Origin of the sequence: Micromonospora palythoicola (assembly GCF_036689795.1) — a bacterium.
GTDB classification, from domain to species: Bacteria; Actinomycetota; Actinomycetes; order Mycobacteriales; family Micromonosporaceae; genus Micromonospora; species Micromonospora palythoicola.
Genome location: NZ_JBAGKI010000068.1, coordinates 1 through 25,515 on the forward strand (window position 1 = coordinate 1; position 25,515 = coordinate 25,515).

Consider the following 25,515-nt stretch of genomic DNA (forward strand, 5'->3'; position numbering starts at 1 on the left):
CCCCCCCCGCCCGCCCCCGCCCCGCCCGCCCCCGCCGCGGCGATCTGGCTGTTTCTGTGGGTGCATAGGCGGCAGACGGCGCGTAACGCCGACCAAACGTGCAAGAGCGCGGAGGATATCGCGGGCGCGGGCGCGGGCGCGGGCGCGGGGGAGGGGTAGGCGGGGGCCGCGCGGATTCGGCAGATCCGCGCGGCCCCGGTTGTGTCTGTCAGCGACCGGCGAGCAGCCGGTTCACCGCGGTGTCGACGTCCAGGTGCTCGGCCTCCCGGCCGCGCGGAACGACGACGTAGGTCCGCCGCAGGAAACGCACCAGCACGCTGCGCGGCACCTCGAACAGGGCGTTGCCGTCCGGCGACGACAGCGCCAGCGCGACGAAGTCGCCGCGCGGGGTGGCCCAGGGCCAGACCCGTACGTCCCCGATGCCCGCCGGCTCGTCCAGCCCGGTCACCAGCAGCTCGCGGGCGAAGGACCAGCTCACCGCCTCGCCACCAGCCGATTCCGCATGGAACAGGACATGGACCGCATACGGATCAGCAGGGTCGTAGCGCAGACTGGCGCGCACCGGCAGGGCGGTGGCGTCAGGTGCGACGAGCCTTAGCGACGTCTCGACCTCTACGGTCGTCGGTCGGATGACACTCATGAACGTTCTCCCCCCGGCACCGCTGCGGAACGCGCGTGTCCCGCTTTTCCCATACTCAGCCGCTACTCCTGGCTACGCTCCGCCATGCGCTGACTTCACCCAGTGGTGGGAAGGGGGTCGGAAGGGCCTCATGAAAGTGAAACTTCATGTAGAATTTCCGATTCTGCCCAGTGGGTTCATCCTGCCCGGCATCGGGTTTGTTGAGTCGTCGACTTACTCCGGTAACGTCCAGTCGGCGGTTGCAGTGACGGGCCCGCGCCACACTGGGGCGGGAAATGGTCGCGGACGCGTTCCTCAGTGGATGCGGCGGCCGGGCGAGACCCGTCGAACGTCGCGGTCCGCACAGCCGAACAGCGGGGGTACGGGGTGCCGAAGAAGCGGAGAAGCCGGCACGGTCGGTCAGTGATCGATCACGGTCGGTCGGGCAGCCGTGGCGCTGCGGCTGTGCGGGTGCGCAACGGCCGTGGCTACCCGGGTGGAAGCCGGGATAGATCGACCGGGAAGGGGCATCGTGGGGAGATGACCGGGGGCGTGCAACGCGAGAGGGGTGGTGTCGCCGTGTCCGAGCGACGCGACCCGCCGCCGTGGCGGCAGCGGATATCCACCACCCTCGCCCTGATCCGGGCCAACCCCACCGGCCGTATCGCACTAAAGATCATCTTCGGGGTGCTCGGTGCCCTGGTGGTCACCCTCGGCATCGCCCTCATCCCGCTGCCCGGCCCCGGTTGGCTGCTGGTGATCGCCGGCCTCGGCATCTGGGCGGTGGAGTTCCACTGGGCCAAACGCCTACTCGCCTTCACCCGCCGGCACGTCCATGGCTGGACAGCCTGGGTCAAGAAACAATCCCTGCCCGTACGCCTGGTGATCGGCTCGGTCGGCCTCGTCTTCGTCGGCGCCGTCGCCCTGCTGTCGATCAAGTACAGCCTCGGCATCGACGTCATCGCCCAGGTGCTGCACTACCTCGCGACGCACTGACCCCGGGTTCGCGGTCCGCGCGCCCGATCGGGTAGAGTCATCCGCGCTGAGGGCGATTAGCTCAGCGGGAGAGCGCTTCGTTCACACCGAAGAGGTCACTGGTTCGATCCCAGTATCGCCCACGCAGCTCAGGCCACTTCCCGGCTCCGGGAGGTGGCCTTTCTGCTGCCCGTACAGCAGCGAAGTACAGCAGTTCGTCATTGCGTCAGGGATTCGCCGAGGCGCTTGAGCGCGTCCCGGGTCGCCTGCGAGGAGACCTGCGTGTAGATCTCCATCGTCACGGAGAAGCGGGCGTGCCGGAGGATCTGCATGGCGACTCGCGGGTGGACGTCGAGGTCCGCCAGGAGGGTGGCGCAGGTCCGCCGCGCGTCGTGGACGGTGATCGGCTTGACTCCCGCCTTGTCGCAGCGGGTCTGCCAGGAGCGTTGGAAGTTGCGCGGCTCGATGGGCGTGCCGTAGCGGGTGGTGAACACCAGGTCGTTGTCGTGCCACGCCTTACCGGCCGTCGCGCGTGCTTCGTCGCGTTGGTGTTTGCGTAGTCGCAGTGCGGCCAGGCAGATGTCGGGCAGCGGGAGGGTGGCGTCGGATGCCTGGGTTTTGGTGTCGCGGTGCAGGAGCTGCCCGCGTACGCGTTGCAGTTGCCGGCCGATGGTCAGCTCTCCGGCGTCGAGGCCGACGTCGGCCCAGGTGAGACCGAGGGCTTCACCTTTGCGCAGGCCGGTGACGAGGACCAGGGCGTACGCGGCGTAGAGCGGGTCCGTGTCGGTGCGGGCGGATTCGAGGAACCGGCGGGCTTCGTCGCTGGACCAGGACTTGCCGCGTCGGCGGCGGACGGTGGTGAGGGTGACCGGTACGGCCGGGTTGCGGGTGATGAGGTCTTCGGCCTGGGCGTGGGTGAGGGCGGCCCGCAGCGCGGCCCGGATGTCGCTGACCGTGCGCGTCGACGGGACCGCCTGGCAGCACCGGCCGACCGAGCAGCAGTGCCGCTTGTGCTTCGGCCTTGCGGCGTCCTTGCCCTGGGCGCAGCACTGGCAGGTGCGGGCCACCTGGTTCAGCCAGGTCTGCACGTCGCGGGACTGGAGCCGGTCGAGTCGCTTGGCTCCGAGACCGGGGGAGAGGTAGCGGCGGACGAACGTCTCGTAGGTGGCGTAGGTGAGCGGCGCCCGGTTCGGCTCGATGATCTCGGTCAGCCAGTAGGCGAGGAAGCTACCCACAGTCGGCACACTGGTCGCCACTGGACCTTGCTTTGCCTGCTGGTGCAATTTGATCCACTTGTCGTGCACGGCGTCCCGGGTCTTGCCGTAGACGTACTTGCGGGTCCGCTTCCCGTCCGGCTTGGTGACCCAGACGTATGCGGCGAAGCCGTTGCGGTACGGGAAGATCGACCCTTCTCCGTTGGCGCGGGCGCGTCCGGGCATCAGGCAGCCTCATGCCGGTCGACCTGCTCGCGGATGTAGTCGTCGACCCCTTCGGCGAGGATGCGGCGGTACTTGCCGTCCTTGATGGAGCGCAGTTCGCCGGTGGCGATCTTCATCTTGACCTTGGAGATGCCGAAGCCGAGCAGGACGGCGACCTCGGCGGGGGAGTACCAGCGGGGGCGGAGGTCGTGGGTCATGCGGCGGCCCCGGTGAGCCAGGTGTGGTGGCCGAGTTCTTCCCGACCGATGCGTCTTGCCTGCCGGCGTCGGGCTGCGGCGGTGTTGGCCAGGAGGGCGTCACCGTCGTTGCGCCAGCCGGCCCCGAGGAAGGTGAGGGTGCCGACGGTGAGGGTGTCAGCGGGATCCTCGTCTTCGGCTCGCCGGTAGGTGGCGCGGGTGTCGCGGAGCAGGCCGAAGGTGACGGAGTATCGGCGGGCCTTGGTGAGGAAATGGCCGCCGAAGCCGAGCATGTGCGCCCAGCGGCGCAGCCCGGCGTAGGGATTCGGTGTGGTGTCAAGGCTGCCTTGACGGACGCCGCCCTGTTCCGTGCTGCCGATGGTGCGGGTAGCCGTCGGTCGTCCGAGTCGCCAGCAGGCGTCGATGAGGCGGGCGAGATGGTCGCCGTCGGGGTTGGCGTAGGCGTCGATGGTGTCGGAGGTGAGCCGGGTCGAGGCGTGGCCGGTGACCTCGGTGGCTTTGGTGGCGTACTTGGCGAGGTAGGCGGCCACCTTGGCGTCGGTCACGTCGCCGTCGGAGCTGCCGATCCGGCGGACGTCGACCTGCTCGCCCCAGGCCACCGGCCAGCCGTCCGGACGGTCGGGGTGTGGTGGGGTGGTGACGGTGATCTGCCGGGCGGCGGCGTGCACGGCGGCGTCCAGGTCGTCGACGGTGATGCCGGCCGGCGGCGGCACCAGAGCGTCCCGGTCGTTCGGGTCGACGCCGTCGAGGCGCAGCAGGACGTGGAAGTGCACCGCTCCCCGGCGCTGCATCTCGGCGACCTTGCCGTGTGACACCCGAACCGGCGGTACCCGACGCACCCGGCCGGAGTCGGTGACGGCCTGGACGTGGGCGATGCCGCGTTGGTGGCAGCGGGCGGCAAGCTGGCGTTCGATGGCCTGCTTGGTGCGTGGCCACAGCTCGCCGGAGGCGAAGTTCCACACGACCTGGTGGTCGTGGTCGTAGCAGTCCAGACACAACGGCCGACCGAGCTGCGGATCGTCGGCGTCGTGGCGGGCAAAGCAGGCCGCGGGCCGCCCGTGCTCGCAGGTGCCAGCGTCGCGGCGGGCGTGGCAGGGCGCGGGTCGGCAGTCGCACCGCTGGCGGGCGGCGCAGGTGTGGCGGGCAACGTGCCGGTGGTGGACCGCGCCGAAGGAGGGGGCGGTGAAGGTGGCGAACACGACCGGATGCCGTGCGACGGTGGCGGGGACGGTCTTGCCGCCGGTCAGGCCGGTGCGGACGACCTGGAAGGCGTCGCCCGCGTAAACCCAGGCGCAGTCCGGGCACTGCGACGCGCGGCGGTTGCCGCACGCCTTGCAGATCGTGCGGTCGGGCAGCTCGTCGGTGTGCAGTTCTCCGATGATCCGGCCGGTGTCGGCCTCCACGCTGGCGAGGACGCCGGTGAGGCGAATCGGGCGGGTGCAGCCGCCAGCAGCGGCGGTGTGTTCCAGCCAGCCGAAGTAGTCCGGCGTGGCGGCACGGTGCAGAGCCTCGGCGAACCGGCCGGCAGCGAGGCCGGGCCGGGACAGGGCGAGCGGGGCGGACATCGGTTTCTCCTCACGGGGTGGCAGGGACGGGCGACGAAACGCCACCGGTCGCCGGAACGCTGTCCGTCGGTGGTGTTCGTGGTGTCTCCTGGCACCGCCTTGGAGGACGGCTGACGCCGGAGGGCGGGTCTGACTGACCGCCGTTGAGGTGAAGTCCTTCCGGTTGCCGTGCTGGGTGAGGCCGGGACGGGTGGGGTGCCTGGAGGTCGGCATCCGGCGGGTTGCCGCAGGCGAGCCCCACCCGTCGAAGAGAGCGAATCCGGGCCATCGTGACGGCGGGAAGGCCGTGCTGGGCCACTCAGCGGATTCCGGGCCGACATCGCGGGCAAGGTGATCGAGAACCGGCGGGACCTGGCCCGCATCAGCGGCAGAAAGGCCGCTCAGCATCTCCGTGGTCGAACCCAGCGAACCGGCAGGAAGGCCGCACTGGCGTGCTCGACGACCGCCAGAGTAGCACCGGGTACCGACTCGTCAACCCGTCGTGAACCTCGGTGCCGAGCGAGGGCGGACCGGCTACCGGCCATGTCGGGTATCAGGATCTCGGTTACAGATCGGTCTCAGGACGTCTGTGACACCTTCGGCTAGACGATCCTGTCCGCCAGGTGGCGTGCGTGAGGCGGCCTGCCGCAGAACTGGAGGGAGCGACGTGGGCGCGAAGACAGCCCTACTGGCGTTCGCCGACGGCGACATCCGTCCGACGCTGCGCGGCGCGACGCGGTCGGAGCGAGCCGAGACCGAGGCGTTGGTACGACAAGTCCACCCCGGCTACGTGGTCGAACCCGCTGATGACAACACATTGTTCGACGGCACCTACCCGCCAGATGACTTGATGTACGCCACGGTGCTGGCCGGGGCAGAGCTGTACTGCGACCGACGGCTCATGCTCGATCGCCCGTCTGAGCTACCGGAGCACCTGCGCGGAGCTGGAGCGGGCCGACGAATCATCGTCCACGGGATGCACTCGGTCGTGGACTGGCTCGGCTTCGCGGTGTGGGAGGACGGCGTACTGATCAGATCGCTGAGCCTGTCGCCTGATGGCGGCATCCAGGAGAACATCGGCAAGCCCTACGACTTCGAGTTGCCGTACTGGGCCGGTGAACATCCCGTCGAGCCCGTACCGGGCTGGCACAACCAGGACCCCTACCCGCTGCCGTTTCATCCCCTCGACCTCGGCGAGGAAGCGTTACGTGCGCTGTTTGGTTTCATCATCGAGGGCCGTCCTTCCCCCGACGACATAGACACTGATGCCGTTCATTTACATGGCTTTCGCGTGACCGACCCGTCCGGCGAGGAACAGGCAGCCCGTGAAGCCGCATACGCGTGGGCACTACAAAACATGGGACCGCCTCGGAGGTACCGCATGGGACCAGACGGAACGATGCACGAGGTCACCCCCGACAGCTACTGATTCGCCTACTCGCAGGCCAGCACGAGCGTCACGCAGGTCCTGATACCGATCTGTCACGCACGTCCTGAGACCCGACACCGGCTACCGGCTACCGGCCTGTCTAGTCCCATCACATGCTTGACGGATCCGTCCCAGCTGATGCTTGACGGTTGGTCTAGGTTTGTCGGCGGTTCCTTGCGGGGAGCCGGGTTTCGGGGTTGCTCGACCGGTGCGTGTTGGTGCGCGAACATGTGCCGGTGAGCTTCGACCTTGACGTGGTTGCCATCGACCGGGCGGCGAGCGATGACGTGGTGCGTGCCATGGTGGAGCGCTGCGGAAGCGGCCAGCACCCCGAGGGCGAGCTGGACGAACGCATCGTCGGCTTCTACGAGAGTCTGCGTGCCCGCTATCCCGACTTCCCGCCATACCCCGATGACTCGCCCTGGATGTCGATGCCGCTCGACGTTGGTATTGATCACGTCAGCATAAGCATGAGCTTCGGGCAGCGCAGTGATCCGGTCATCGAGCTGGTGGTGGATCTTGCAGCGCGATATGGGCTGACGATCTACGACCCGCAGTTCGAAGAGGTAGCACGGCCTCAGCGTTGATGTCCGAGCACCGCTGGGCCGGGCGGTTGGTTTAGCCATCGAGGGCGACCTTGCGGGGTCGGTGGGCTTTGATCCGGGTGACCGGGTGGTTGGTGGTGCGGCGGATGGTGCGAAGGCCGTCGTCGCACTCGATCACCAGCTCGGTGTCGGAGACGGTGATGGTCACGGTCTTGCCGGCATGGACGCGGCCGAGAGCGACTTTCTGCCAGGCGACCATGACCACCCCGCTGTTGGAGGCGCGGCGTTGGACCCGGACCGGTTCGGTCGATGGCTGCGGGGGCGGTCCAGCCGGGCGGGCTCCTCGCAGGCCGACGATCTGCTGCGGGGTGAGCGGGTTGGGTCGGGTGCGCAGCAGCTGCCGGGTCTCGGGGTCGAAGAACGCGAGGGTCGTCGGGTCGATGCGGACACCGACGCGGCGGCCGGCGAGGATCTCGGCGGCCAGGACGACGTGCTGGCCCAGGGAGACCTTCCCGTCCCGGTTGACGGTCCGGTCGACCTCCACGACGCCCGGACGCCCGGCGGTGTCCAGGGGCAGCGGGGACGGTCCGGCGGGTCGGCCACCCTGACGCAGCAGCATGGCCAAATCTGCCACCGACAGGTGAGAGCGGATCGTCTTGATGCGAGAGCCGGCGACGAGCAGGTGGATGACGTCGGTGTCGGCCCAGAACGTGACTGTCACGCCGGAGCGGGCGGGGCCGAGCCAGAACTGCTTCCCGGCGACTTGCAGGTTTCCCGACGGTGGCACGACCCGGTCGAACTCCACCGCCCCTGCCACCACCTGATCCGGCGCCGGAATCGGGACCGGCGGGGAGACGAGGGCATGGTCAAGTGGCTGGGTGAGCCGTGCAGGCAGCTTCACCGGCACCACCTGCTCCGCGGTCAGGGCGGGGGTGAACCGGTCGGCGGGGAAGGCCATGTCCAGGGACTGGTGGGGCCGGTCGGTGTTGTATTCGTGCCGGAAGACGTCCACGGCGGCTTGGACGGTGTCCAGGTCGGGCCAGACCGGCACCTCGTCGAGGAGTTCGCGGCGCAGGGTCTGGTGGAACCGTTCGACCTTCCCGGTCGTGGTGGGGGAGGCGGGTTGGGTGAGCCGGTGGATGATGCCGTTCTCTCGGCAGATCCGGTCGAACATCACCTCGCCGCCCTTGCCGAACCGGTCGGTGAACTGCTTGCCGTTGTCGGTCAGGACTTCCTCGGGCACCCCGAACCGCTGCAACGCGTCGGCGAAGGCCAGGCAGACGGCCCGGCCGGTGGCCCGGTGCACGACCTGGGCGATGACGCAGAACCGTGAATGGTCGTCCACCCCGGTGACGACCTTGGCCTCGGTGCCGTCGGCGAGCATGATCCCGCCGACGATGTCCATCTGCCACAACTCCATCGGCCGGGCCCGCTGCCAGCGCACATAGTCCTTACGGCCCCGGCGGCGCTTGGCCGGTTCGATCAGGCCGTGGCGGACCAGGATCCGATACACCGTCATCCGCGACGGCACCGGATCCGGACAGCCATGCCGGCCCAACTCGAACGCGATCCGTCGAGAGCCCCACCGCGGATGATGCCGGCGCAGCTCACACACCAACGCCTCCACCTCCGCCGATGCCTGATGCGCACACCCGTGCGGTCGCCGAGACCGGTCCTCCAACCCGACGAGGCCTACCTCGGCATACCGGGCCAACCAGGAATGGACGGTCTGACGGGACACCCCCGTCCGGGCTGCCACCTCAACGACGGGTTCTCCGGCTTGGACGGCGAGGACCGCCCGATACCGCTGCTCGACGACCGACAACTCCACCAGCGCCAATCCCGGCCTCCCCAGCCCGCGATGTCCGCAACCATCACGCGATGAAGAGAGCCGATATCGATCATGTCAAGCATCTGGTGGGACGCGAAGCATGTCCCGTGACGGGACACCGGCGGCTGGCGCGGAAGCGGGGAGCCCGAGCGGGCCGCAGCAGAACGACAGGCCGTTGACCGGGTGAGGGGTGGGCCGGCAGCCGGCCGGGCCGCGCGGCCACAAGTCCGCGCGGCGTAGGGGAGCGCACGCCGGCCGCGTCGGCGAGCTGGCGGCGGTCGCGGGGTCGCGGTTACTGCGCCTCCGGCGGGGGCGCTCCGGCTCCAGGATGGCCGGGGCTCCGTCGGCTGGTTGCGGTCCGTGGGTGGTTGCGTTAGGCCATCCCGTCTGCCATCGACCCGGGCGAGCCGAGCAGACCACCGCCCGACCCGCCAGCGTCCGCACAAGCCGTCAAGGTCCGCTTGACGTGGCGGGCCGGGCGGCGGCCCGCTCCCCAGAAGGGCGGGTCGACGGCAGACGGGATGGCACTTGTACCCGCATGGAAGGATGTGAGAGCTGTACAGGTCGGCTCTGGGTGGACGGGATAACGTGAGGGATCCGTTGGTTACCGCTGCGGGTGTGCTTGCTATTTCCGCTTTGCTCTTCATCTTTTATGCGGCCATTCGGACGGAATGGCCAACAAGTTACGTTTCGGCTTCCGCAGACGTTGGGCTGATTGTCAACCGAAACATCTGCCGATATCTAGCCTTCCTGTTCGTTCCTACATACGTCGTTACCTTGCTGGTTTCAACGACGGTAAGCTCGTTTGGCGGAACGGCGATGGTCTGCGCGCTCGGTGGTGCGGCGCTTCATCTTGCGCGGACTCAAGTCGTTTACTACTTCAAGACCGTCGTGCGGATCAAGAATCACACACGGCTTCCGTCTACGCTAGTGGTTATTGCGGCGATGCTTGGAACGCTTGGATCGGCTGCACTGGGGGGATTGGGACCTGGTCCCTTCACCGCCGTTGTGCCACCCATTGATGAGTTCTTCAAGTCCCTTTGGACCACCATATTTGTGGCGTTGCTAGCTGTGGTGGTTCTCCGGATTTCTCGGGACACTAGTTCGGCGGCGGCTCTAGTCGAAAGATCAAGGCAAGAATTAGGTGCGGACCTGATCAAGTTCGCCCGAGATGAAGCAACTCGGGCGGGAACTGATCCCGTTCTTGTTGAGGGCATCCTTCTGACCGAGAACCTGCAACGTCCGAGGTGGATCAGACGCCTTGAACGCTGGAAGGGGTTGCTCCAGCCGGAGGGCACGTATGGAGTCATGCAAGTCCATTCCGATGCCCCGATAGACGACAAGTCATCCGTGCGTCTTGCGATTTCCAAGCATCTCTGCGGTGTCGTAGTGCGTCGTAACGAGTGGGGCTTCTATGACGACGACTTGCGTCGGGTTCTAAGCAGTTACAATCCGAGCGCCGATTTCGTTAACGTGGCTCAGCTGCTCATTGGCGAGATATACTACGAGACTTACGGGCAAAAACAGGAAGACGAGGACCCTCTCGCCGACGAAGAGAAGTTGCAAGAACGCCTAACGCTTGCGCTTACCGTATGGGAAGAAATGGCAAAGCGGATAGTCGCAAAAGAGGAAGGTGTAGTTGACATTGCGCGCCTCTCGATTTCTGACCTACGCGCGATGGCGCATATTGTCGAGCGGCTCCCGGCCCCCAGAGATTCAGTGGACGAAGCAATGAGGGAATCCGCGCAAGCAGCGCTTAGGGCTTCAGACCTCGATGGGACTCTCGACAGCAACCGCACTTATGATAGTCGGTCCGGCTAACGGCCTCAGCCCTGCTGATGGCCTCCGACAGGCATCGGCGTGGCCGGCCAGCCACGCTCACGAGGGGAGCAGCACTCAGATCCAGAACAGGTCGGTGGACTAGAACCTCAGGCTGGGTGACCAACTGGGTGACGACTGGGGCGGCCGGCGCTGGACGCCCACGGACGGTGATGGACTGTTCCGGCAGCTCACCCCAGCTACTCGCCCAGCTCATCAACGATTGATCATTCCTTCACACCGAAGAAGTCGCCTCCGCCCATGCAACGTCTGGTCGATCGACGGAACGCCGGCCGCTTTGTCACACTTGAATCATGCGAAGGTCTCTGGGCGATGGGTGGTCGGTCGAGCTGTTCGGTGCATGGAGGCGGGAGTGCACCAGCGAATATGTCGCAACCTGGCGCGCGCCAGGTCGGACGATGCGCGTCTCCCCAGGAGACGAATGGCGCTGCGCCGACGGGGCCGACATCATCGCCTCGTTGGATGCCGAGCTGCCGCCAAACCCGACAGGCAAGGTAGGCGAGGGCGGCCGTAACGGGATCGGTCATCGCGCCGCCTGGCTCTACCGCCACGACGACGAGGTCAAGTACACGCTCTACGGCTACACCTTCGTTGGTGCGATGTACTTGGAGACGGTCTTTATCAGCGCAGACACCACTGACCTCGCATGGGCCTTCGAGGCTTGGCGATCAGTGACTCGATCGGCCGATTAGCAGGTGCCGCTCCCGGCCAGCGTGCCCGATCCGTGCCCGCTCTAGCGGTCAACAAGGGTTCGCAGGGGCACAATCGACTGGTCTCAGTCGCTGTTCTCTGGGACGAAGAGGCTACTTGCCCCGAAGGCCAATGTGATTCCCAAGCTGAGGGTTCGGCTTCCCAAGCGTGACAGCGGCCGTGAGCTGAGCCAGCATTATCGGGTGGCAGCGACCGAAGAAGCTCTCTGGTTACCTCTCGCCTCGGGCGCTCTGGGCATCCTGGGAGCCCTGGCCGGTGCCGGGATCACCCAGCGATGGGGCTTTGGGGAGTTCGGCCTGCACCGCGTTTACGGTCGGTGCCACGCCGGCAACGAGGCGTCGGCCCGGCTGATGACGCGGCTGGGGATGCGGTGCGAGGCGCGGCATATCGAGAGCTACTTGTTTCGGGATGAGTGGGCCGACCGGTTGGTGTTCGCGATGTTGGCACGGGAGTGGCTATCGCGGTCGGCGGCGCTCTCCGGCTGACGTGCGCTCCCTGAGGCGAGTAGCTGACAGCAACGGTGACAGCAACGAGCAGGGATGAGGACATCGGTTGGCGGCCGAGCGTAGACAGTTGCCCGAGATTGCGGATGCCGACGGATCCCTCCGGACGAAGTGCCTAGAACTTATAAGCGAGGGGTCAACGGCGTGCGACGTTGCGGGTACGGTCGATGGGGTGGCGGCTGGGCCGGTTCGCCTGGCCCGTTGAGCTTGGAGCGGCGTTATGGCCTCGTCCATCGATCCGCGTTTCGGTGCAGCTCTGCGTGAGTTTCGGGAGCGGCGTGGCCTGTCGCTTCGATCTCTGGGGCAGATCGCGCATCGGAGTAAGAGTCATCTGCACGAGTTGGAGACAGGGCTGAAGGCTCCGACAGCGGACACGGCGCGCCACCTGGACCAGATTCTCGACGCGGGAGGCGTGCTTGCTGGCCTGGTGGATGCGCCGGTCGACCACGCTGCCGAGGCCAGCGAGCTGCTTGCGAGAGTCGCTGCCAGTGACGTGAGCAGAGACGTGCTCGACCGGATCGAGCAGGGCGTTGACGATCTGGCCAGTTCCTATCCGACGATGGCTCCGGCGGATCTTTTGCCGTTGGTGCGGCGGCACCTCGCCTATGTGGGGCGGTTGCTCGATGGACGGGTCACTCTTGCCCAACGGCGTCGGCTGTTGATTGCCGGTGGCTGGCTGGCGGTACTGCGGGCTACCGTCCACATCGATCTGCGGCAGCGGTCTGCGGCGGCTGCTCACTTGCGAGCTGCTCGTGATCTTGCCGGGCATGCGGAGCATGGCGAGATTCAGGCATGGTGTCTCGAAACCCGGGCCTGGGACGTGTTGACTCAAGGTGACTACCGGACCGCACTCGATCTTTCCGATCAAGCTCAACGGGTCGCCCCGAAGGGTAGCTCCGCTCGCATCCAGGCGACTGCCCAGGAGGCCCGTGCGTGGGCGCGGATCGGCGACGTGGGTGCGACTCGGCGCGCGTTGGACCAGGTTGAGCGGCTGACGGCGAATCTGCCTGTTCCGGAGCGAGCCGAGCACCACTATCGCTACGACCCGGCTAAGGCTGCCGCGTATACGGCCACGACGCTGGCGTGGGCGGGTGACCCTGGTGCCGAGCAGGTGGCGCGGGCGGTGCTGGCGGATCTGGATCCGCACGGCGACGGGGGAGCGAGGCCCCGCCGGTCCGCGTCGGCCCGTCTCGACCTGGGTCTTGCCCTGGTCGCTGCCGGCCAGCCGGATGAGGCGGTGGCACTGGGGGCGCAGGCGGTGGCGTCCGGGCGGGTGGTGCCGTCGAACTGGTGGCGGGCTGCGGAGTTGCTGGCGAAGGTAGAGCAGTCAGGGGTGCCAGAGGCCGCGACATTGCGTGACCTGTGCATCGAGTACGCCCCGGCACGTCCACCAGCAGCGGACAGCACACCTGGTTAGCGGACAGTCACCTTCTGGATCCAGAACGCGCGCGGCGTGAGGCTTGACCTCTACATCGGGCGCGGATCGAGGCACATCAGCAGATGGCCCTCCGTGTCCTCAGGAGGGAGGGCCGGACAGATGGCGGTGGCTATTGGACTCCTGCGGCGAATAGTCAGCCGGTACTTCCCGTCGCCACCGGCGGTATCGGGGTTCGGCCAGCTCATCCAGACGATGGAGCAGGAAGCCGCCCGGCGGCGGCTGTTGGACCAGGCACGAGGCGTACAACAGCATCCGACAGCGGGCAAGGATGCGTCGATGTCGCGGGAGCGGCGCGTCTCGTACGACGAGTACCTGTCGGCCACCGCGTTGACGTTCGCCCGTCGGCATCGGCCGGTCTGGTCCTGGCAACTGTGGCGGCGGGTCTGCCGGTGCGGAGCCGACCTGCCGTGCCGTGCTCGGCACCGGATCCCGATCAGCCGGGGTCACTGGCCGCAGGAGGGCGAGCAGTGACCGGCGGGCCGGAGCGGACGATCCTCGCGGTGCACGTCCGAGGGCTCGATGGCATGTGCGTCGGCTGGCGGGCGTGGTGGTCGCGGCTGTCCCCGTACCCCTGCTGGCAGGTGGACTGGGCGACCAGTCGGCAGGCCCGCGCGAGCGTGGCCCGGTTCCTGGAGGGTGTGCGGTGACCACTCACGGCCCGGTGTTGCCGATCTGGAGCTGCGGCGGCTGCGACCTGCCGTGGCCCTGCCCCATGCGCCGGCGGGAGCTGCGCGCGGAGTACGCCGACGCTCCGGTGTCGCTGGCGCTGTACCTCGGTGGCTATCTCGTGCAGGCGGCCGAGGACATGCCCTGGGCGCCGGCCGGCGCACTGCACCGCCGCTTCGTCGGCTGGACGCGGCAGCCGGCGGAAGTACAGCAGCGGAGTACAGCAACCGTGCCGGCCGAACCAGGCCGGAGCGGGTTTCACCAGGCCGGATGACCTCGCATCGAGCCCGATCCAGCCGGCGTGCCGAGAGTTCACACCGAAGAGGTCACTGGTTCGATCCCAGTATCGCCCACGCAGCTCAGGCCACTTCCCGGCTCCGGGAGGTGGCCTTTCTGCTGCCCGTACAGGAGTACGCCAGCCGTCATTGTCCGAGCGATTCGCCGAGGCGTTTGAGGCATCCCTGGTCGCCTTGGACGAGACCTGGATGTCGATCTCCATCGTCACGGAGAAGCGGGCATGCCGGAGGATCTGGATGGCGACTCGCGGGTGGACGTCGGGGAGGGGGGCCGCCGGTGGCCAGTTCCGCCCCCGGGAGCCGCGTTGATGCCGGGCGAGGTTGGGTCAACTGCCACTGTGGCGGTGTCCGCCGGGGGTACTGCCGTGACACGAGAGCGGACCCGGTCTGTTCCGGCAGCGCCGCACGGGCCGTCAAGGCCCGCTTGACATGGGGAGCGAGCGGCGGCCCGCTTCCCTGCGGTATGGCTCGGACCCGCTACGGTGGCATCGCTCAACCGGGACCGTGGCACTGGGTGGATGGACCTCTGGCCGTCCCCGGGCGAGAGGCTGTGCAAGCCTGATCAACGATGTGATGGGGGATCGCTGGTGGGACAGCGGCACGTGCGGAAAATGTTGCGGAAGATGGCCAGCGGGCAGCCGGTGGAGGTCGAGCAGGTGGCCACGTTGCGCTCACTCGCCTATATGGCCGCTATTGCCGAGCAATTCGGTTACGCGTACACGGACACACGGCAGCGACACCGCAACGGACCGCAGCTGTTCTTCGTACCCGACCCCCGTCCGCAGGCCCGTGAAAGGGCCGAGCGGAACCGAGCGCAGTATCCGGATGCTTCCACCGGGGGCGCACTGCCCCCCGTGCCCGCTGACGTGCTGGATCTGTTCAAGGCCCGGATCAGCTACGACCTGGAGGGCTGGAACGACGACAAGCAGCGAACGTGGTTCCTCTATGTCGTCCTCACCGTGCTGTGCGCGATTCTCGGTGTGGGGCTCGGACGAGGAGGGACGTCCGCCACCGCCGCCGCGGCCGTCGCGGCCGTCGTCTGGGCGGCGCTGATGTCGGTCACCCTACTTTTGGTCTCCGTTCGTCGACGTAGACGGGCCAAGTTCGCTGCGATCCTGGAGGCGGCCGGGTTCACGCAGACGACTGAGCAGAGCGGTCGGGAGCGGTATCTGCCGTTGACGTACCAGTAGGCCGCACCACCGCGGCGCACGAACAGGGTGTCTCCGGTGGCGGAGACCCGGCCGTGCCCGTCACGTGCCGGTTACGTCGGTCAATAAGGGCCAACAGAACCCGATCACCAGTGCCGCCGCGAGCGCGTGTGGGGAGGGCGGCGGCGAAGAGTGCGCTCCGCTTCGGACGGTGGGGCTACAAGGCGGGTTCCACCTTGCCGAATCGCGAGATCGTCCGGGCTGATTCTGCGGCTCAATGCGAGTGCGGCGAGCCGGAGATCAGAACCGCGCGGGTCGCCAGGAGGGCCCCGCGATCTTCGGCGGTCCGATCAACGTGGGTTTGATGGCGTGCCAGGTGGCGCGCCACTGACGCGGTGGAAGCGCCAAGGTGGCACACGCCTCGCGCGCCACCTCCTCGGGGCCGCGACCACGCCACCGGGTATCGACGAAGACCTGGTAGTCACCGTCGATTTGAAGGGCGACCCGGAACAGCTCGTGATCGCGGTAGTCGTTGGCGACCCAACTGGTGCTGAGACCGTGGGCGCGCAACCAGTCGCGGTCGATGTCCGTCAGGACACGTCGTCCGGCTGTGCGCTCTGCCGTCTCCCACGAATGATCCGCGGCCACGCATGCGACTTCCACGTCGTACGCGGTGGCCGCGAAGGAGACGCCGCGGTTCATAGGCACCTCGATCGACCAGTCCCAGTGCACCAGTTCACCGTCCCGGGTGATGGTCACGTCTGTGGATCCACAGCCATACACGCCGCATTGGCAGCGGGCGATCGGGACGGTACGCGGCTGGGAGCCGGCCACCAGACAATTGGTGGGGACAAGGAGGTCGTACGGGTCCATCCCGAGTCCCGCCGCGGCAGAGGTCATCTCCGTACCATTGATGGACACCAGCACTTGGAATCCGCCTACGTCGCCGGGTGCCGGCGTTACTTCCAAACGTAGAGAGTCGACTCCTGGCCGGCGGGCGACTCCTCCGCCTGTTGCGAGCGCGAAGCCCGGGGGGACAGTGCCCGGGTAGGGGATCTTGAGTTCCTCGAGCGACTTGGCCACGAGTTGGCGGATATCCCACGACGGGTCTCGTACCGAAGCGCCCGCGAGTTCGCGCAAGGTCGGCGAGTCCAGCCCGTCGATCAGCGCCTGGCAGGCGGCATGGATCAAGTCCGTCAGGCCGTACCCGGTGTCAGCGTTCCATCGCGCCACAGCGCCGTACAGGCGTTGCTCCGCAGAACCGCTGCCCTCCTCAGTCACGTCGACCATCATCCACAGCCCCGGGGAGAACCGCACCGTCGTTCAGCGTCTGCCGCCCTCGCCGCATCCGCCCATCGGCTACGAGCGCGCCGCACGGCCTCGAGTATCTGCTCGACGGGGTACGGCGGTGTGGGCGCGCTCCAACCCGTGTCGGCCGGAGGAGTCCCGGAGCTTGTCATCGATCTGTCCGCAGATCCCGCTCGGGGTGAGCAGGCGATCGGGCAGTGGTTTGAGTCTGGGTGGCGGATGCTTGGGGGCTCGCCGCGGATTGTCGCCGATACACAGGCGGCGGGCACGTCTCTGCGGACGGGCAAGGACATCCCGTACGACGAGAGGTACCGCCCGGCCCGTACTCGCGCTGAAAGGCAGTTGTCGTGAAGCAGGCACCGGTTGTCCTCAGCCCGTACGACCCGCGGTGGGCTGTGCTGTTCGAGCAGGAGCGGGTCAGCCTCGAAGCCGCTCTGGGACAGTGGCTGGTCGGGCCGGTTGAGCACATTGGCTCCACGTCGGTTCCCGGTCTGGCAGCGAAGCCGATCATCGACATGATGGCACCGGTGCGGAGTCTGTCCGCGGCGGCAGCCGCCATCGAGGTGGTGACCGCTCTTGGCTACCGCAACGGAGTGCACCGCCCTGAGGAGGCGCACTACTTCTTCAAGCCGGAGACCGACAACTGGTGGGAACGTACCCACCAGCTTCATCTCACCGAGCCGACCTCCCTGCTCTGGCTGCGACGGGTCGCCTTCCGCGATGCGCTCCGGTACCGGGCGGACTACCGGTCCCGGTACGAGCAACTCAAGCGCGATCTCGCGCAAGCTCACGGCGCCGACCTGACGGCCTACGCCCGCAACAAGGACGACTTCGTCAACGAGGTCCTCGGCGTGCGCGACAGGACGCAAGCGCCGACCGTCAGTTACCCCCGGAACCCGTGACGGCCTCCGACACCCGACGGATGAGGCCGAGCGGGATTCTCGGTCCAATGGGAGGTGAGGACCAGTTCCCGGGACGGATCCACCCACAGCAGATGCCGTCCACCGCGAGGGCCTGCTACGCGTTGGCGACCGCATCATGATCGCCGCCTGACACGGCAGCGACAGGGTCCCGCCAGCGGTAGAGGTCGCGCAGCAGGCAGATCTCGGCACCGTGATGGATCAGCTCCCTGTTGACGTGCAGGATCCTGTTCTCCATAGGAAACCGCTCGGGACCCAGCGCGGGTGGATTGTCCAGATCAGCGTCCGACAGGTCGCGAACCCCCGCGTGCCATCTTCCATACATCTCATCGAGCTGTTCCAGTGCCTCGTCGGCGGTTCCCGCGTAGGCGAATGTCTCGGAGTCGGTGTGCTGGCCGCCGAAGTACCATCCGACCCGATAGCCCAGACACGAGACGATGACGTGCGCCAGCCGCCAGGCAATCGTGGTCACCGGCGCCGGCACCGGGCCAGGGGTCACCTGGTCCATCGTCCACTCGACCGCATCTTCTGGCATCGGTGCGGCCGACGTGCCCCGTGGGCGGATACTCCAGCAGCCCCGAACCGGCTCCCAGAAGTACTCCTCGTCGGTAAGACCCTCCAGCCGCGGCCGCAGGTTCTTGCGCCAGTACCAGTCCAACTGCTCCGAGAGCCGCTCGCCTCTTGCCACTCCCGCACCCTACGTACAACGGAGACCTGGCGGACGCCGGGCGCATGTCTGCCGTACGCCCGGTCCGTGCGGGTCGTCGCCGTCACCCGCTTCGCGTCAGTCGAACAGCCGGTCGAGCGCTTCCTGTTCGAGGTCGCGCCAGCGCTGGGAGTCCTTCAGCGCCTTGGCGATCTCCTTCTCGTCGAGGTGGTGGGCGCCCTCCTCGCGGATGCACGCGACGTTGAACGGCCCGCCGACCGACGGCGAGGTCAGATCCAGCGCTTCCAGCACCCGTATCACGCCAACCACGCCGTACTCGACGGTGCGGGTGGTCATCCGGAAGTGGGACAGCAGCGCGCCGGCCTGCTGGGCCATTGGCGCGCCGGAGCCGATGGCGTGGAAGCCGACGTCCTCGTAACGGCCGATGAGCCCGTTCGGGTTGATCTCCACGATCCACGGCGCGCCCTGGCTGTAGCCGGCCGCGAGCAGGTACGCCGACACCCCGCCGCCGTCGTCCTCGCCGGGCACGTCCGGGATGTAGTTCTCGTAGTGCTTCTTGAAGACGGGCAGGACGCGCTCCTGCAACTCGTCGCCGATGTCGGGTGCTTCGAGGATGGCGGTGGCCGAGTCCTCAAGGAGGGGGCGCAGGTCGTTGAGTACTCCCCGCGCGCCGCTGCCGCCCCAGGCGGCGCAGGAGCCCAGCGGGTGCAGCTTCCGGGCGGGGAAGCTCAGGCCACGGTCGCTGTCGGTGATCTGGGAGTCCGCGCCGATCACCACCCCGTCGCTGCAGACAACGGCGAGTACGACGGTCATGGGATCCTCCTGGGCGGGGGTAGGGGGTCGGGCGCGAGGTACCCGGCAGCCGGCCTGCCTACACCCGGCAGGTGTCGGAAGAGGTCGGTAGGGTCGGGCGTGATCGCGGCCCGACGGGGGCGGCGGTGCGTCCCGCGCTGCGCGAGGACGTCGCGGGTGGATTCCTTGCCGGAGTTGAGACCGTGCCGAACGGCGACGTGGACGACGAGCTGGTGTTGCGCGCTCTGGAGTGTTACGAGCGCGCGGTGCGCCGGGTGGCGCAGGACTTCGCCCGGCGGGGCGCCGTCATCCAGCCGATCGGGGTGTACCTGGACGCCCTCGACGTCCTGCTTGTGTGCTACGGCAGGCGTGGACAGGCGCACCGGGGCAGCGTGGGCAGCCTCCGGGTGACCGGCGAGCTGGAGCTGGCGGTTGTCGAGCTGGCCGACCTGCTGCAGGAAGAAGAGTTCGATGAGGGCGACACTGCCTGGCCCGGATGTCTGCCCGGCCACTCGCACCCTCCGATCGCAGCCCTCGTCGACGGGGTTGCCTGCTGGCAATGCCCGAAGAGCCACGCGTCGGTCTCGCCGATCGGTTAGCCGGCTGGATCACTTCGGGGCGGGACTCCAGATGCCCCGGCGCGCACGGCTGTCCGCGTGGTCCTACTGCACCGGCGAGACGCCCGGCTGGAGTGTCCGGGGTGGATCTCCGTCGTCCGAGTTCGTCGCCGGCGGTGTCCCGGCCGAGTCGATGACACCAGGCTGCGGTCCCGGCTGGAAGGCCACGTCGGTCACGTCGGCGGCCAGCTCGGTGAAATCGGTGCCGTACGCGGCGGGCTCGACGATTCGCAGCACCAGTGCGAACGGCCGGTCGGCGCCGAACCGGCGGTACAACTCGGGGTGGTACCGGGCCAGGTAGCGGGCGCCGGCGAGATTGCTGCCGGCGGTCAGGCCACCGATGAAGAACACCGGGCGTGCACCGACCGGGCCCCAGAACCGGGCGAGCAGGACATAGCTTGTCTGTGGACTGTAGACGTACTCGGTGCCACCGACAGTGAACGACAGTCGACGCTTCTCCTCGTCGAAGACCTCGTACGTCACGCCGCGGAGGATCGCGCGTACGTGGGTGACGCTGCGCGGGCTCGCGCCGCCTGGGCCGCCGACGCAGAATTCGGTCAGCCGGCCGATCTCCCCGGTCGGTTGGTTCTCGCCGACCCGGTCCGCACGCGCGCCGCATTCGCGGGCGATGGTCGCCAGTTCCACGAGCGCGGCGACGTCGCGGCGGTGCACGCTGAACTCGCGCGGCGACGAGGCGTGCCGGGACACCACCAGCAGGCAGCTCGCTCCGGCGGCGAGGCCGAAGAAGGCCCGGGTCCGGTTCAGCTTGCGCCGACGTAACAGGAACCCCGAGAGCCAGACGGCCGTACCGGCGATGACGCTCGCCAGCAGGTTGGTCAAAAGGTCACCCACGCGTTGATGATGTCCGATCCGGTCATGTCACGATCAGCGGCGGGGTAGCACGCCCAGAAGGGTCGCGGTCAGGGCCAGCTTCAAGGCGTCCTCCAACTCCAGGTGGAAGCGGGCAAGGCTTGGTTCGGCCTGGTAGGCCGCCTCCAGGCTGGGCGGGGGAGTGGCGTACGCCGCCAGCGAGCCGGCCATGACCAGCGTTTGCAGGCCGAACAGCTCCGCGTTCTCGTCCAGCTCCGGCAGATGCCGCTGGATCAGTTCGGCCATGGTGGCCAGGTGGGCCAGGGAGGCGCGCTTGTGGCGGATGGCGACCTCGACGGAGACGTTGTGTTCCAGGACGCTGCCCTGCGCGCCGAAGAGGTCGCACAGCACCACGCGACCGGAGAGTGAGCGGCTGAGGATCTCGGCCACCGCTACCGCCCGCTCGGCCATGGGTAGCTTCGCGTCGATGCCGTTGGTCAGCTCGGCTGTCAGGTCGGCCAGCCACTCCGCCAGGAAGCGGTCCAGCAGTTCCAGCAGCACCGCCTCGCGGGACTCGAAATAGCGCAGCACGTTCGGCTTTGCCAGACCCGCCCGGCGGCTGAGTTCGTTGAGCGTGACCGCGGCCACCGGCATCTCGTCGAGCATCGCCGACGCGGCGTCGAGGATCGCCCGTCGGCGAATCTCCCGCTGCTCCTCGGTACGCGCCCGCTGGAATGTCACGATCGCCATCCTAGCTTACGTACCGTCGGTACGTTGACAACGTACCGATAGTACTTTAGCGTTGTGGGTACAAGATACCTCCGGTACGTAAAGGGAGACTGGCATGGGTGAGAAGTGGACGACGGCGAACGTTCCGGACCAGCGCGGGCGGGTGGCCGTGGTGACCGGAGCCAACACCGGGCTGGGGTACGAGACCGCGAAGGCGCTCGCCGAGCGCGGGGCGGCCGTGGTGCTCGCCGTCCGCGATGTCGGCAAGGGTGAGCGGGCGGCGGCCCGGATGACCGGCGACGTGACCGTGCAGGAACTGGACCTGACCTCGCTCGACTCCGTGCGGACCGCGGCGGCGGCACTGCGCTCCCGGTTCGACCGGCTCGACCTGCTGATCAACAACGCCGGCGTGATGTACACCCCGAAGCAGACCACCCGGGACGGCTTCGAGATGCAGTTCGGCACCAACCACCTCGGCCACTTCGCGCTGACCGGCCTGCTGCTCGACCTGATGCTGCCGGTGCCCGGTTCCCGGGTGGTGACGGTCAGCAGCGTCGGTCACCGCATCCGGGCCGCGATCCACTTCGACGACCTGCACTGGGAGCGGTCGTACCGCCGGGTCGCCGCCTACGGTCAGTCCAAGCTGGCGAACCTGATGTTCACCTACGAGTTGCAGCGCCGGCTCGCCCCGTACGGCACCACGGTCGCGGTGGCCGCGCACCCCGGCGTGTCCAGCACCGAACTCGCCCGCAACAGCCCCGCGGCGCTCCGGCTTCCGCTCACCTGGCTCGCGCCGCTGATCACCCAGACACCGGCGATGGGCGCGCTGCCGACCCTGCGCGCCGCCACCGATCCCGCCGTGCTCGGCGGCCAGTACTACGGTCCCGGTGGACGCGGCGAGGTCATGGGCCACCCCCGGCTGGTCACCTCCAGCCCGGAGTCGTACGAGGTGGCCGTCCAGCAGCGGCTGTGGGCCGTCTCCGAAGACCTCACCGGAGTCACGTTCCCCGTCGTCGAGCCCAGGCAGAACGTCTCTCCCGCCGACTACCGCTCCTGACCCGCCTCGGCGATGAGCCGTGACGACGTGGCGGCATCGGTGGCGAACTCGCTGGCCTGGGACAGGGCATCCTGGAGCTGCGCGAGCCGCTCGGGCTCCTCGACGAGCTGAATGCTGCCGTCGAAGCCGTACACGAAGGCAAGACTTCCGTGGTCGCCGATCGTCATGACGGCGAAGGACGGTGCGGCGACGAATCGGGCGGCGGCGGTGCGGGGGATGATGCGGACCGATGGTGCCGCCGCCAGCCGCCGTAGTTGGGTGGCCAGCACCGAGGCGCCGCCGACCTGGCGGTGCAGCACCGCCTCCTGGATCAGGAAGGTCGTCCGGACGTGTCCGGTGCGACGGGTCAACCATTCCTGACGCTGGATGACGGAGGTGGCCACGTCGTCGGTCACGACCTGGTTGCCGAGTCGGACAGGTGCGAGCGCGGCGGCGTACTCGCGGGTCTGCAGGAGGTCGGGAATCCACGTGGCGGCGTAGACGTCGATGGTGGTCGCGGATCGTTCGAAGTGGGCGACCTGCTCGAACACCGCACGGACCGACGACGGCATGTTGAAGATCCGCCGGTCGCGACGGGAGCGTGCGATGAGCGCGAGTACCCGTAGTTCGTCGAACTGCGCCCGGTCCTCGACGCGGTAGAGGGCGAGCAGCGCACGCATGTCGTTGACGCTGACCCCGATAGCGCCGCTCTCGATGCGGACGACCTTGGACAGCGACCATTCCACCTCATTGGCCACCTGATCCTGGGTGAGCAGGCGTCGCTCGCGCAGCCGGCGGAGGCGGGTGCGGATCAGCCAACGTGCCACCGCGGGCGTCGGTTCCTCCTGATCCAGGGCGTGGTCAGGGTGGTGGCGATCGGGCATCATGGAAGACATGGTCGACCGTTCCGGCAACCGACGCACTCGGCGCTTTGACGTGCCGGCGCTGGCGGGTGCCGTGGCGATCGTGGCTGGCACGGCGACCGTCGGGCTCGCCACCGCCGACGAGCAGCTGTCGGTTGCCCAGATCTGCTGGCTGGTGGCCGGCGCGGCCCTCGGCACGGTTGGCATGGTGCGCCTGGACAACCCGGGCGCAGTAAAAAAAATCGCCCAAGGTTGCTAGCTGGCAGATTGCGGTATGGCTGTTTGCGGTGTGGCGACACCTACGCGAACGGGCCGTCCGGAGTGAAGGCGTACTCGGCGAAACGGGTGCCGATCCGTTGGTGGGCCTCGGGGCTCGGGTGCAGGCCGTCCGGTAGCGGAAGGTCGACGGCGTCGGCCGGGCCGTACAGGGTGGTGCCGTCGAGGTAGTGCAGGTTCTTGTCGGCGGCGCGTCGTTCGGCCAGCGAGCGCAGTTCACGCCGGATGACCTGGAGCGTCAGGCGTCCCAGCGCGACGTCCCCGGGCGTTCCGGTCGCGACGAAACGCACCTGGTCGGTGCCGATCGAGTCGGGGTCGATCGCGCCCGGCCCGGGGGTGTCCTCGTGGATGCCGCAGAACAGCGGCGAGATCAGCAGCAGCGGGACGTCCGGGTGACCGTCGCGGATGGTGTCGAGGAAACCGTGGACGGCGGGGACGAAGGTGCGCAGCCGCATCCCGTCGAGGTTCACCACGTTGATGCCGAGCTTGACGCTTATGTAGTCGGCGGGGGCGTCGCGGATCACGCGGGCCAGGAACGGGTCGACGAAGGCGCTGCCGCCCAGCCCGAGGTTGCGCAACTCGACACCGGCCCGGCGGGCGGCGACGGCCGGCCAGGTCTCGCTGGGCGCGACTGCGTTCGAGCCGTGGCTGATGGAGCTGCCGTGGTGCACCCACAGCGGCAGGGTGGCGTCGTCCGGCTCGATCGGGGCGTCCGACCGCAGGTCGACAAGTTCGACGCTCTCGTTGTGCGGCAGCCAGACCTCGATCCGGTGCCGGCCGGCGGGCAGCCCGGAAACCCTTGTCGTGTGCGCCGACCCGGGATGGAAGACGCTCTGGCCGCTGGTGAGGTCGACCTTCACCCGGTCGCCGCCGCCGAGCGGGTCGCGGAGGGCGAGGACGCCGTCGACATAGACGTCGATGCGGCCACGCGGTCGCTCGGCGCCCAGGTAGGTGATCCGGGTGGGGTGGGTCACCAGGTCGAGCGTGCTCGCCGCCGTCCGGAAGACGAGGCGTACGCCGGACGGCTGGCTCTCCATCGCGAGCAGCTGACCGTCCGGGAACTGCTGCCGTACCCAGGCCGGCAGCCGGTGTGGCCGGATGCCGCGCGGGGTGACCTCGGTCTCGGCGAGGCCACGGAGAAGATCGGATGGGACGGGCATCAGTGGTTCCCTTCGGTGGGCCAGGAGCGGAAGGCGGTGTCGAGCGCGCTCAACGCTCGCTGCCAGGAGAGGTCGGAGGAGGGTTCGCGGTGCCCGAAGCTGCCGTTGACCTCAAGCGCCAGGAAGCCGTTGATGGTCGCGCCGAGCAGCCGGGTGGCGTGGACGAGTTCGGTCTCCGGCAGCCGGTAGCCGCGGAGCATCGCCAGGGTCAGCGCGACCAGTCGACCGGCCGCGTCCGAGCGCACGGTCGATGCCGCCGCCGGCCGTTGCAGCGCGGCCCATCTGCCGGGGCACTGGCGGGCGTAGTCACGGTGCGCGTCGGCGAGGGCGGTGAGCGCGTCGCGCTGTGCCCGGCCACCGATGGCCACGGCGACCCGGTCGGCCAGCTCACCGAGGGCCAGTTCGTGGACGCTGTCGAGCAGTGCCGACCGGTCGCGGACGTGTGAGTAGAGACTCGCGGTCTGCACCCCGAAGTGGCGGGCCAGCGCCGACAGGGTGATCGCCTCGAATCCCTCCCGGTCGGCCAGCTCCGCCGCCGCGGTGGTGACGACCGACCGGGTCAGGTTCGCGCGTGCCATACCCACCACCCTACACCATGTAGCCATCAACCTAATGACCTTAGGTTCGGTGGTCGGCACGACGTACCCCGGTACGGTCGTCCGGGTGATGATCCGAGCCGTGCTGGACACCGACCTGGACGGGCTGGGGGAGCTGGCGGGGTCGCGGGACCGCGCCGAGGTGCGGCTCCAGGCCGCCCGGCGCGGCGCGGAGGAGATGTTCGTCGCCGTGGCCGCCGGTCGCGTGGTGGGTGTGGTGAGCGTCCGGTGGCGGGACGGCTGCGATCCGCCGAACCCATGGCTGTACGGGTTGGCGGTGGTCTCGTCGGCCCGTCGCCGTGGCATCGGACGGGCGCTCGTCGAAGCCGGTGAAGCGGCGGGTGCGGCCCGGGGAGCCGACGCCATGAGTCTCGACGTGGACGTCGACGAGGAGGCTGCCGTCTCGTTCTACGCGAGGTTGGGCTACGTGATCGTACGACCGCACCGGCACCGCTGGCGTGCGATCGACCCGGGTACGGGCGCGGTGACCGGGGAGGGCACGGCGTCAACCTGGATCATGCGTCGTCGACTCCGTGGCACCGACTGACCGCTCCCGGCGGC

27 protein-coding genes, 1 tRNA gene and 2 pseudogenes are annotated in these 25,515 nt (G+C 68.3%); 16 read left to right on the forward strand and 14 right to left on the reverse strand.

The features are described from left to right. Window positions 1–208: 208 nt before the first annotated feature. On the reverse strand, window positions 209–640 hold the full coding sequence (locus V5O40_RS23200; RefSeq protein ID WP_007457244.1) for an SsgA family sporulation/cell division regulator: 432 nt from the start codon (window positions 638–640) through the stop codon (window positions 209–211). Window positions 641–937: 297 nt separating this feature from the next. On the opposite strand from V5O40_RS23200, the gene V5O40_RS23205 reads away from it, so the two are divergent. Further along, the gene (locus V5O40_RS23205; protein WP_332907418.1) at window positions 938–1,615 is read left to right on the forward strand and encodes a TIGR02611 family protein; all 678 of its coding nucleotides are present in this window, start codon (window positions 938–940) and stop codon (window positions 1,613–1,615) included. Between the two features lie 50 nt (window positions 1,616–1,665). Continuing rightward, window positions 1,666–1,737: transfer RNA gene (locus V5O40_RS23210), tRNA-Val, on the forward strand. Between the two features lie 75 nt (window positions 1,738–1,812). Here V5O40_RS23210 and V5O40_RS23215 read toward each other — a convergent pair. From V5O40_RS23215 to V5O40_RS23225, 3 genes are read right to left on the reverse strand one after another with little or no spacing between them, the layout of a single operon-like run. Continuing rightward, on the reverse strand, window positions 1,813–3,033 hold the full coding sequence (locus V5O40_RS23215) for a tyrosine-type recombinase/integrase (RefSeq protein WP_332907419.1): 1,221 nt from the start codon (window positions 3,031–3,033) through the stop codon (window positions 1,813–1,815). Continuing rightward, entirely contained in the window at window positions 3,033–3,230 is a 198-nt protein-coding gene (locus V5O40_RS23220) for an excisionase family DNA-binding protein (protein ID WP_332907420.1), read from the reverse strand. The genes V5O40_RS23215 and V5O40_RS23220 overlap by 1 nt, the downstream gene beginning before the upstream one ends. Further along, entirely contained in the window at window positions 3,227–4,795 is a 1,569-nt protein-coding gene (locus V5O40_RS23225; protein WP_332907421.1) for a replication initiator, read from the reverse strand. The genes V5O40_RS23220 and V5O40_RS23225 overlap by 4 nt, the downstream gene beginning before the upstream one ends. Before the next feature lie 646 nt (window positions 4,796–5,441). On the opposite strand from V5O40_RS23225, the gene V5O40_RS23230 reads away from it, so the two are divergent. Continuing rightward, window positions 5,442–6,203: a DUF6928 family protein gene (locus tag V5O40_RS23230; protein ID WP_332907422.1), complete on the forward strand. Its 762-nt coding sequence runs from the start codon at window positions 5,442–5,444 to the stop codon at window positions 6,201–6,203. A gap of 236 nt (window positions 6,204–6,439) precedes the next feature. Continuing rightward, complete coding sequence (locus V5O40_RS23235; RefSeq protein ID WP_332907423.1) at window positions 6,440–6,790, forward strand: hypothetical protein; 351 nt, start codon at window positions 6,440–6,442, stop codon at window positions 6,788–6,790. Between the two features lie 31 nt (window positions 6,791–6,821). Here V5O40_RS23235 and V5O40_RS23240 read toward each other — a convergent pair whose 3' ends face one another. Further along, window positions 6,822–8,573 (reverse strand): IS481 family transposase, encoded by a 1,752-nt coding sequence (locus V5O40_RS23240; protein WP_408631933.1) that lies wholly within the window; start codon window positions 8,571–8,573, stop codon window positions 6,822–6,824. A 594-nt stretch (window positions 8,574–9,167) separates the two neighbouring features. On the opposite strand from V5O40_RS23240, the gene V5O40_RS23245 reads away from it, so the two are divergent. The 6 genes and pseudogenes from V5O40_RS23245 to V5O40_RS23270 all read left to right on the forward strand — a co-directional run bounded on the left by V5O40_RS23245 (window position 9,168) and on the right by V5O40_RS23270 (window position 14,010). After that, on the forward strand, window positions 9,168–10,400 hold the full coding sequence (locus tag V5O40_RS23245; RefSeq protein ID WP_332907424.1) for a hypothetical protein: 1,233 nt from the start codon (window positions 9,168–9,170) through the stop codon (window positions 10,398–10,400). 311 nt (window positions 10,401–10,711) lie between these two features. After that, the gene (locus V5O40_RS23250) at window positions 10,712–11,110 is read left to right on the forward strand and encodes a hypothetical protein (protein ID WP_332907425.1); all 399 of its coding nucleotides are present in this window, start codon (window positions 10,712–10,714) and stop codon (window positions 11,108–11,110) included. Between the two features lie 201 nt (window positions 11,111–11,311). Further along, window positions 11,312–11,614 (forward strand): GNAT family N-acetyltransferase, encoded by a 303-nt coding sequence (locus V5O40_RS23255; protein ID WP_332907426.1) that lies wholly within the window; start codon window positions 11,312–11,314, stop codon window positions 11,612–11,614. A gap of 238 nt (window positions 11,615–11,852) precedes the next feature. Next, window positions 11,853–13,049, forward strand: coding sequence for a helix-turn-helix domain-containing protein (locus V5O40_RS23260; RefSeq protein ID WP_332907427.1), 1,197 nt, complete (start codon window positions 11,853–11,855; stop codon window positions 13,047–13,049). Between the two features lie 317 nt (window positions 13,050–13,366). After that, a pseudogene (locus tag V5O40_RS23265) lies at window positions 13,367–13,717 on the forward strand (hypothetical protein); the annotation flags it as partial. Continuing rightward, window positions 13,714–14,010: a hypothetical protein gene (locus tag V5O40_RS23270; protein ID WP_332907428.1), complete on the forward strand. Its 297-nt coding sequence runs from the start codon at window positions 13,714–13,716 to the stop codon at window positions 14,008–14,010. The pseudogene V5O40_RS23265 and the gene V5O40_RS23270, both read left to right, overlap by 4 nt. 148 nt (window positions 14,011–14,158) lie before the next feature. Here the strand turns inward: V5O40_RS23270 and V5O40_RS27985 are convergent. Beyond that, window positions 14,159–14,292 (reverse strand): annotated as a pseudogene (locus tag V5O40_RS27985) (site-specific integrase); the annotation flags it as partial. Between the two features lie 363 nt (window positions 14,293–14,655). Here V5O40_RS27985 and V5O40_RS23275 point away from each other — a divergent pair. After that, on the forward strand, window positions 14,656–15,222 hold the full coding sequence (locus V5O40_RS23275; protein ID WP_332907429.1) for a hypothetical protein: 567 nt from the start codon (window positions 14,656–14,658) through the stop codon (window positions 15,220–15,222). A gap of 258 nt (window positions 15,223–15,480) precedes the next feature. Here V5O40_RS23275 and V5O40_RS23280 read toward each other — a convergent pair whose 3' ends face one another. Then, window positions 15,481–16,497 carry a hypothetical protein gene (locus V5O40_RS23280; RefSeq protein ID WP_332907430.1) on the reverse strand — a complete coding sequence of 339 codons (1,017 nt, stop codon included), beginning with the start codon at window positions 16,495–16,497 and terminating at the stop codon, window positions 15,481–15,483. A gap of 338 nt (window positions 16,498–16,835) precedes the next feature. Between V5O40_RS23280 and V5O40_RS23285 the strand changes: the two genes are divergently transcribed. Then, the gene (locus tag V5O40_RS23285) at window positions 16,836–17,390 is read left to right on the forward strand and encodes a GrpB family protein (RefSeq protein ID WP_332907431.1); all 555 of its coding nucleotides are present in this window, start codon (window positions 16,836–16,838) and stop codon (window positions 17,388–17,390) included. Window positions 17,391–17,505: 115 nt separating this feature from the next. Here V5O40_RS23285 and V5O40_RS23290 read toward each other — a convergent pair whose 3' ends face one another. Both V5O40_RS23290 and V5O40_RS23295 read right to left on the reverse strand, forming a co-directional pair. Then, a complete protein-coding gene (locus V5O40_RS23290; RefSeq protein WP_332907432.1) occupies window positions 17,506–18,096 on the reverse strand; it encodes a DinB family protein in 591 nt (196 codons plus the stop codon). 96 nt (window positions 18,097–18,192) lie between these two features. Further along, window positions 18,193–18,888 carry an Ntn hydrolase family protein gene (locus V5O40_RS23295; RefSeq protein ID WP_164445445.1) on the reverse strand — a complete coding sequence of 232 codons (696 nt, stop codon included), beginning with the start codon at window positions 18,886–18,888 and terminating at the stop codon, window positions 18,193–18,195. Window positions 18,889–19,013: 125 nt separating this feature from the next. On the opposite strand from V5O40_RS23295, the gene V5O40_RS23300 reads away from it, so the two are divergent. Then, window positions 19,014–19,466, forward strand: a complete 453-nt coding sequence (locus tag V5O40_RS23300) for a hypothetical protein (RefSeq protein WP_332907433.1) — start codon at window positions 19,014–19,016, stop codon at window positions 19,464–19,466. Window positions 19,467–19,529: 63 nt separating this feature from the next. On the opposite strand, the gene V5O40_RS23305 is transcribed toward V5O40_RS23300, so the two are convergent. Then, window positions 19,530–20,336, reverse strand: coding sequence for a hypothetical protein (locus V5O40_RS23305; protein ID WP_332907434.1), 807 nt, complete (start codon window positions 20,334–20,336; stop codon window positions 19,530–19,532). A gap of 33 nt (window positions 20,337–20,369) precedes the next feature. Continuing rightward, window positions 20,370–21,035, reverse strand: coding sequence for a TetR/AcrR family transcriptional regulator (locus V5O40_RS23310; protein ID WP_332907435.1), 666 nt, complete (start codon window positions 21,033–21,035; stop codon window positions 20,370–20,372). 103 nt (window positions 21,036–21,138) lie between these two features. On the opposite strand from V5O40_RS23310, the gene V5O40_RS23315 reads away from it, so the two are divergent. Beyond that, window positions 21,139–22,080, forward strand: coding sequence for an SDR family NAD(P)-dependent oxidoreductase (locus V5O40_RS23315; RefSeq protein WP_332907436.1), 942 nt, complete (start codon window positions 21,139–21,141; stop codon window positions 22,078–22,080). Here V5O40_RS23315 and V5O40_RS23320 read toward each other — a convergent pair. Next, window positions 22,068–22,946 carry a DUF5753 domain-containing protein gene (locus V5O40_RS23320; protein ID WP_332907437.1) on the reverse strand — a complete coding sequence of 293 codons (879 nt, stop codon included), beginning with the start codon at window positions 22,944–22,946 and terminating at the stop codon, window positions 22,068–22,070. The genes V5O40_RS23315 and V5O40_RS23320 overlap by 13 nt on opposite strands. A gap of 7 nt (window positions 22,947–22,953) precedes the next feature. Between V5O40_RS23320 and V5O40_RS23325 the strand changes: the two genes are divergently transcribed. Further along, complete coding sequence (locus V5O40_RS23325; RefSeq protein ID WP_332907438.1) at window positions 22,954–23,181, forward strand: hypothetical protein; 228 nt, start codon at window positions 22,954–22,956, stop codon at window positions 23,179–23,181. 40 nt (window positions 23,182–23,221) lie between these two features. Here V5O40_RS23325 and V5O40_RS23330 read toward each other — a convergent pair whose 3' ends face one another. After that, entirely contained in the window at window positions 23,222–24,358 is a 1,137-nt protein-coding gene (locus tag V5O40_RS23330; RefSeq protein ID WP_332907439.1) for a GDSL-type esterase/lipase family protein, read from the reverse strand. Further along, window positions 24,358–24,936 (reverse strand): TetR/AcrR family transcriptional regulator, encoded by a 579-nt coding sequence (locus V5O40_RS23335; RefSeq protein WP_332907440.1) that lies wholly within the window; start codon window positions 24,934–24,936, stop codon window positions 24,358–24,360. The genes V5O40_RS23330 and V5O40_RS23335 overlap by 1 nt, the downstream gene beginning before the upstream one ends. 88 nt (window positions 24,937–25,024) lie before the next feature. Between V5O40_RS23335 and V5O40_RS23340 the strand changes: the two genes are divergently transcribed. Continuing rightward, a complete protein-coding gene (locus tag V5O40_RS23340; RefSeq protein ID WP_332907446.1) occupies window positions 25,025–25,501 on the forward strand; it encodes a GNAT family N-acetyltransferase in 477 nt (158 codons plus the stop codon). Window positions 25,502–25,515: the final 14 nt, after the last annotated feature.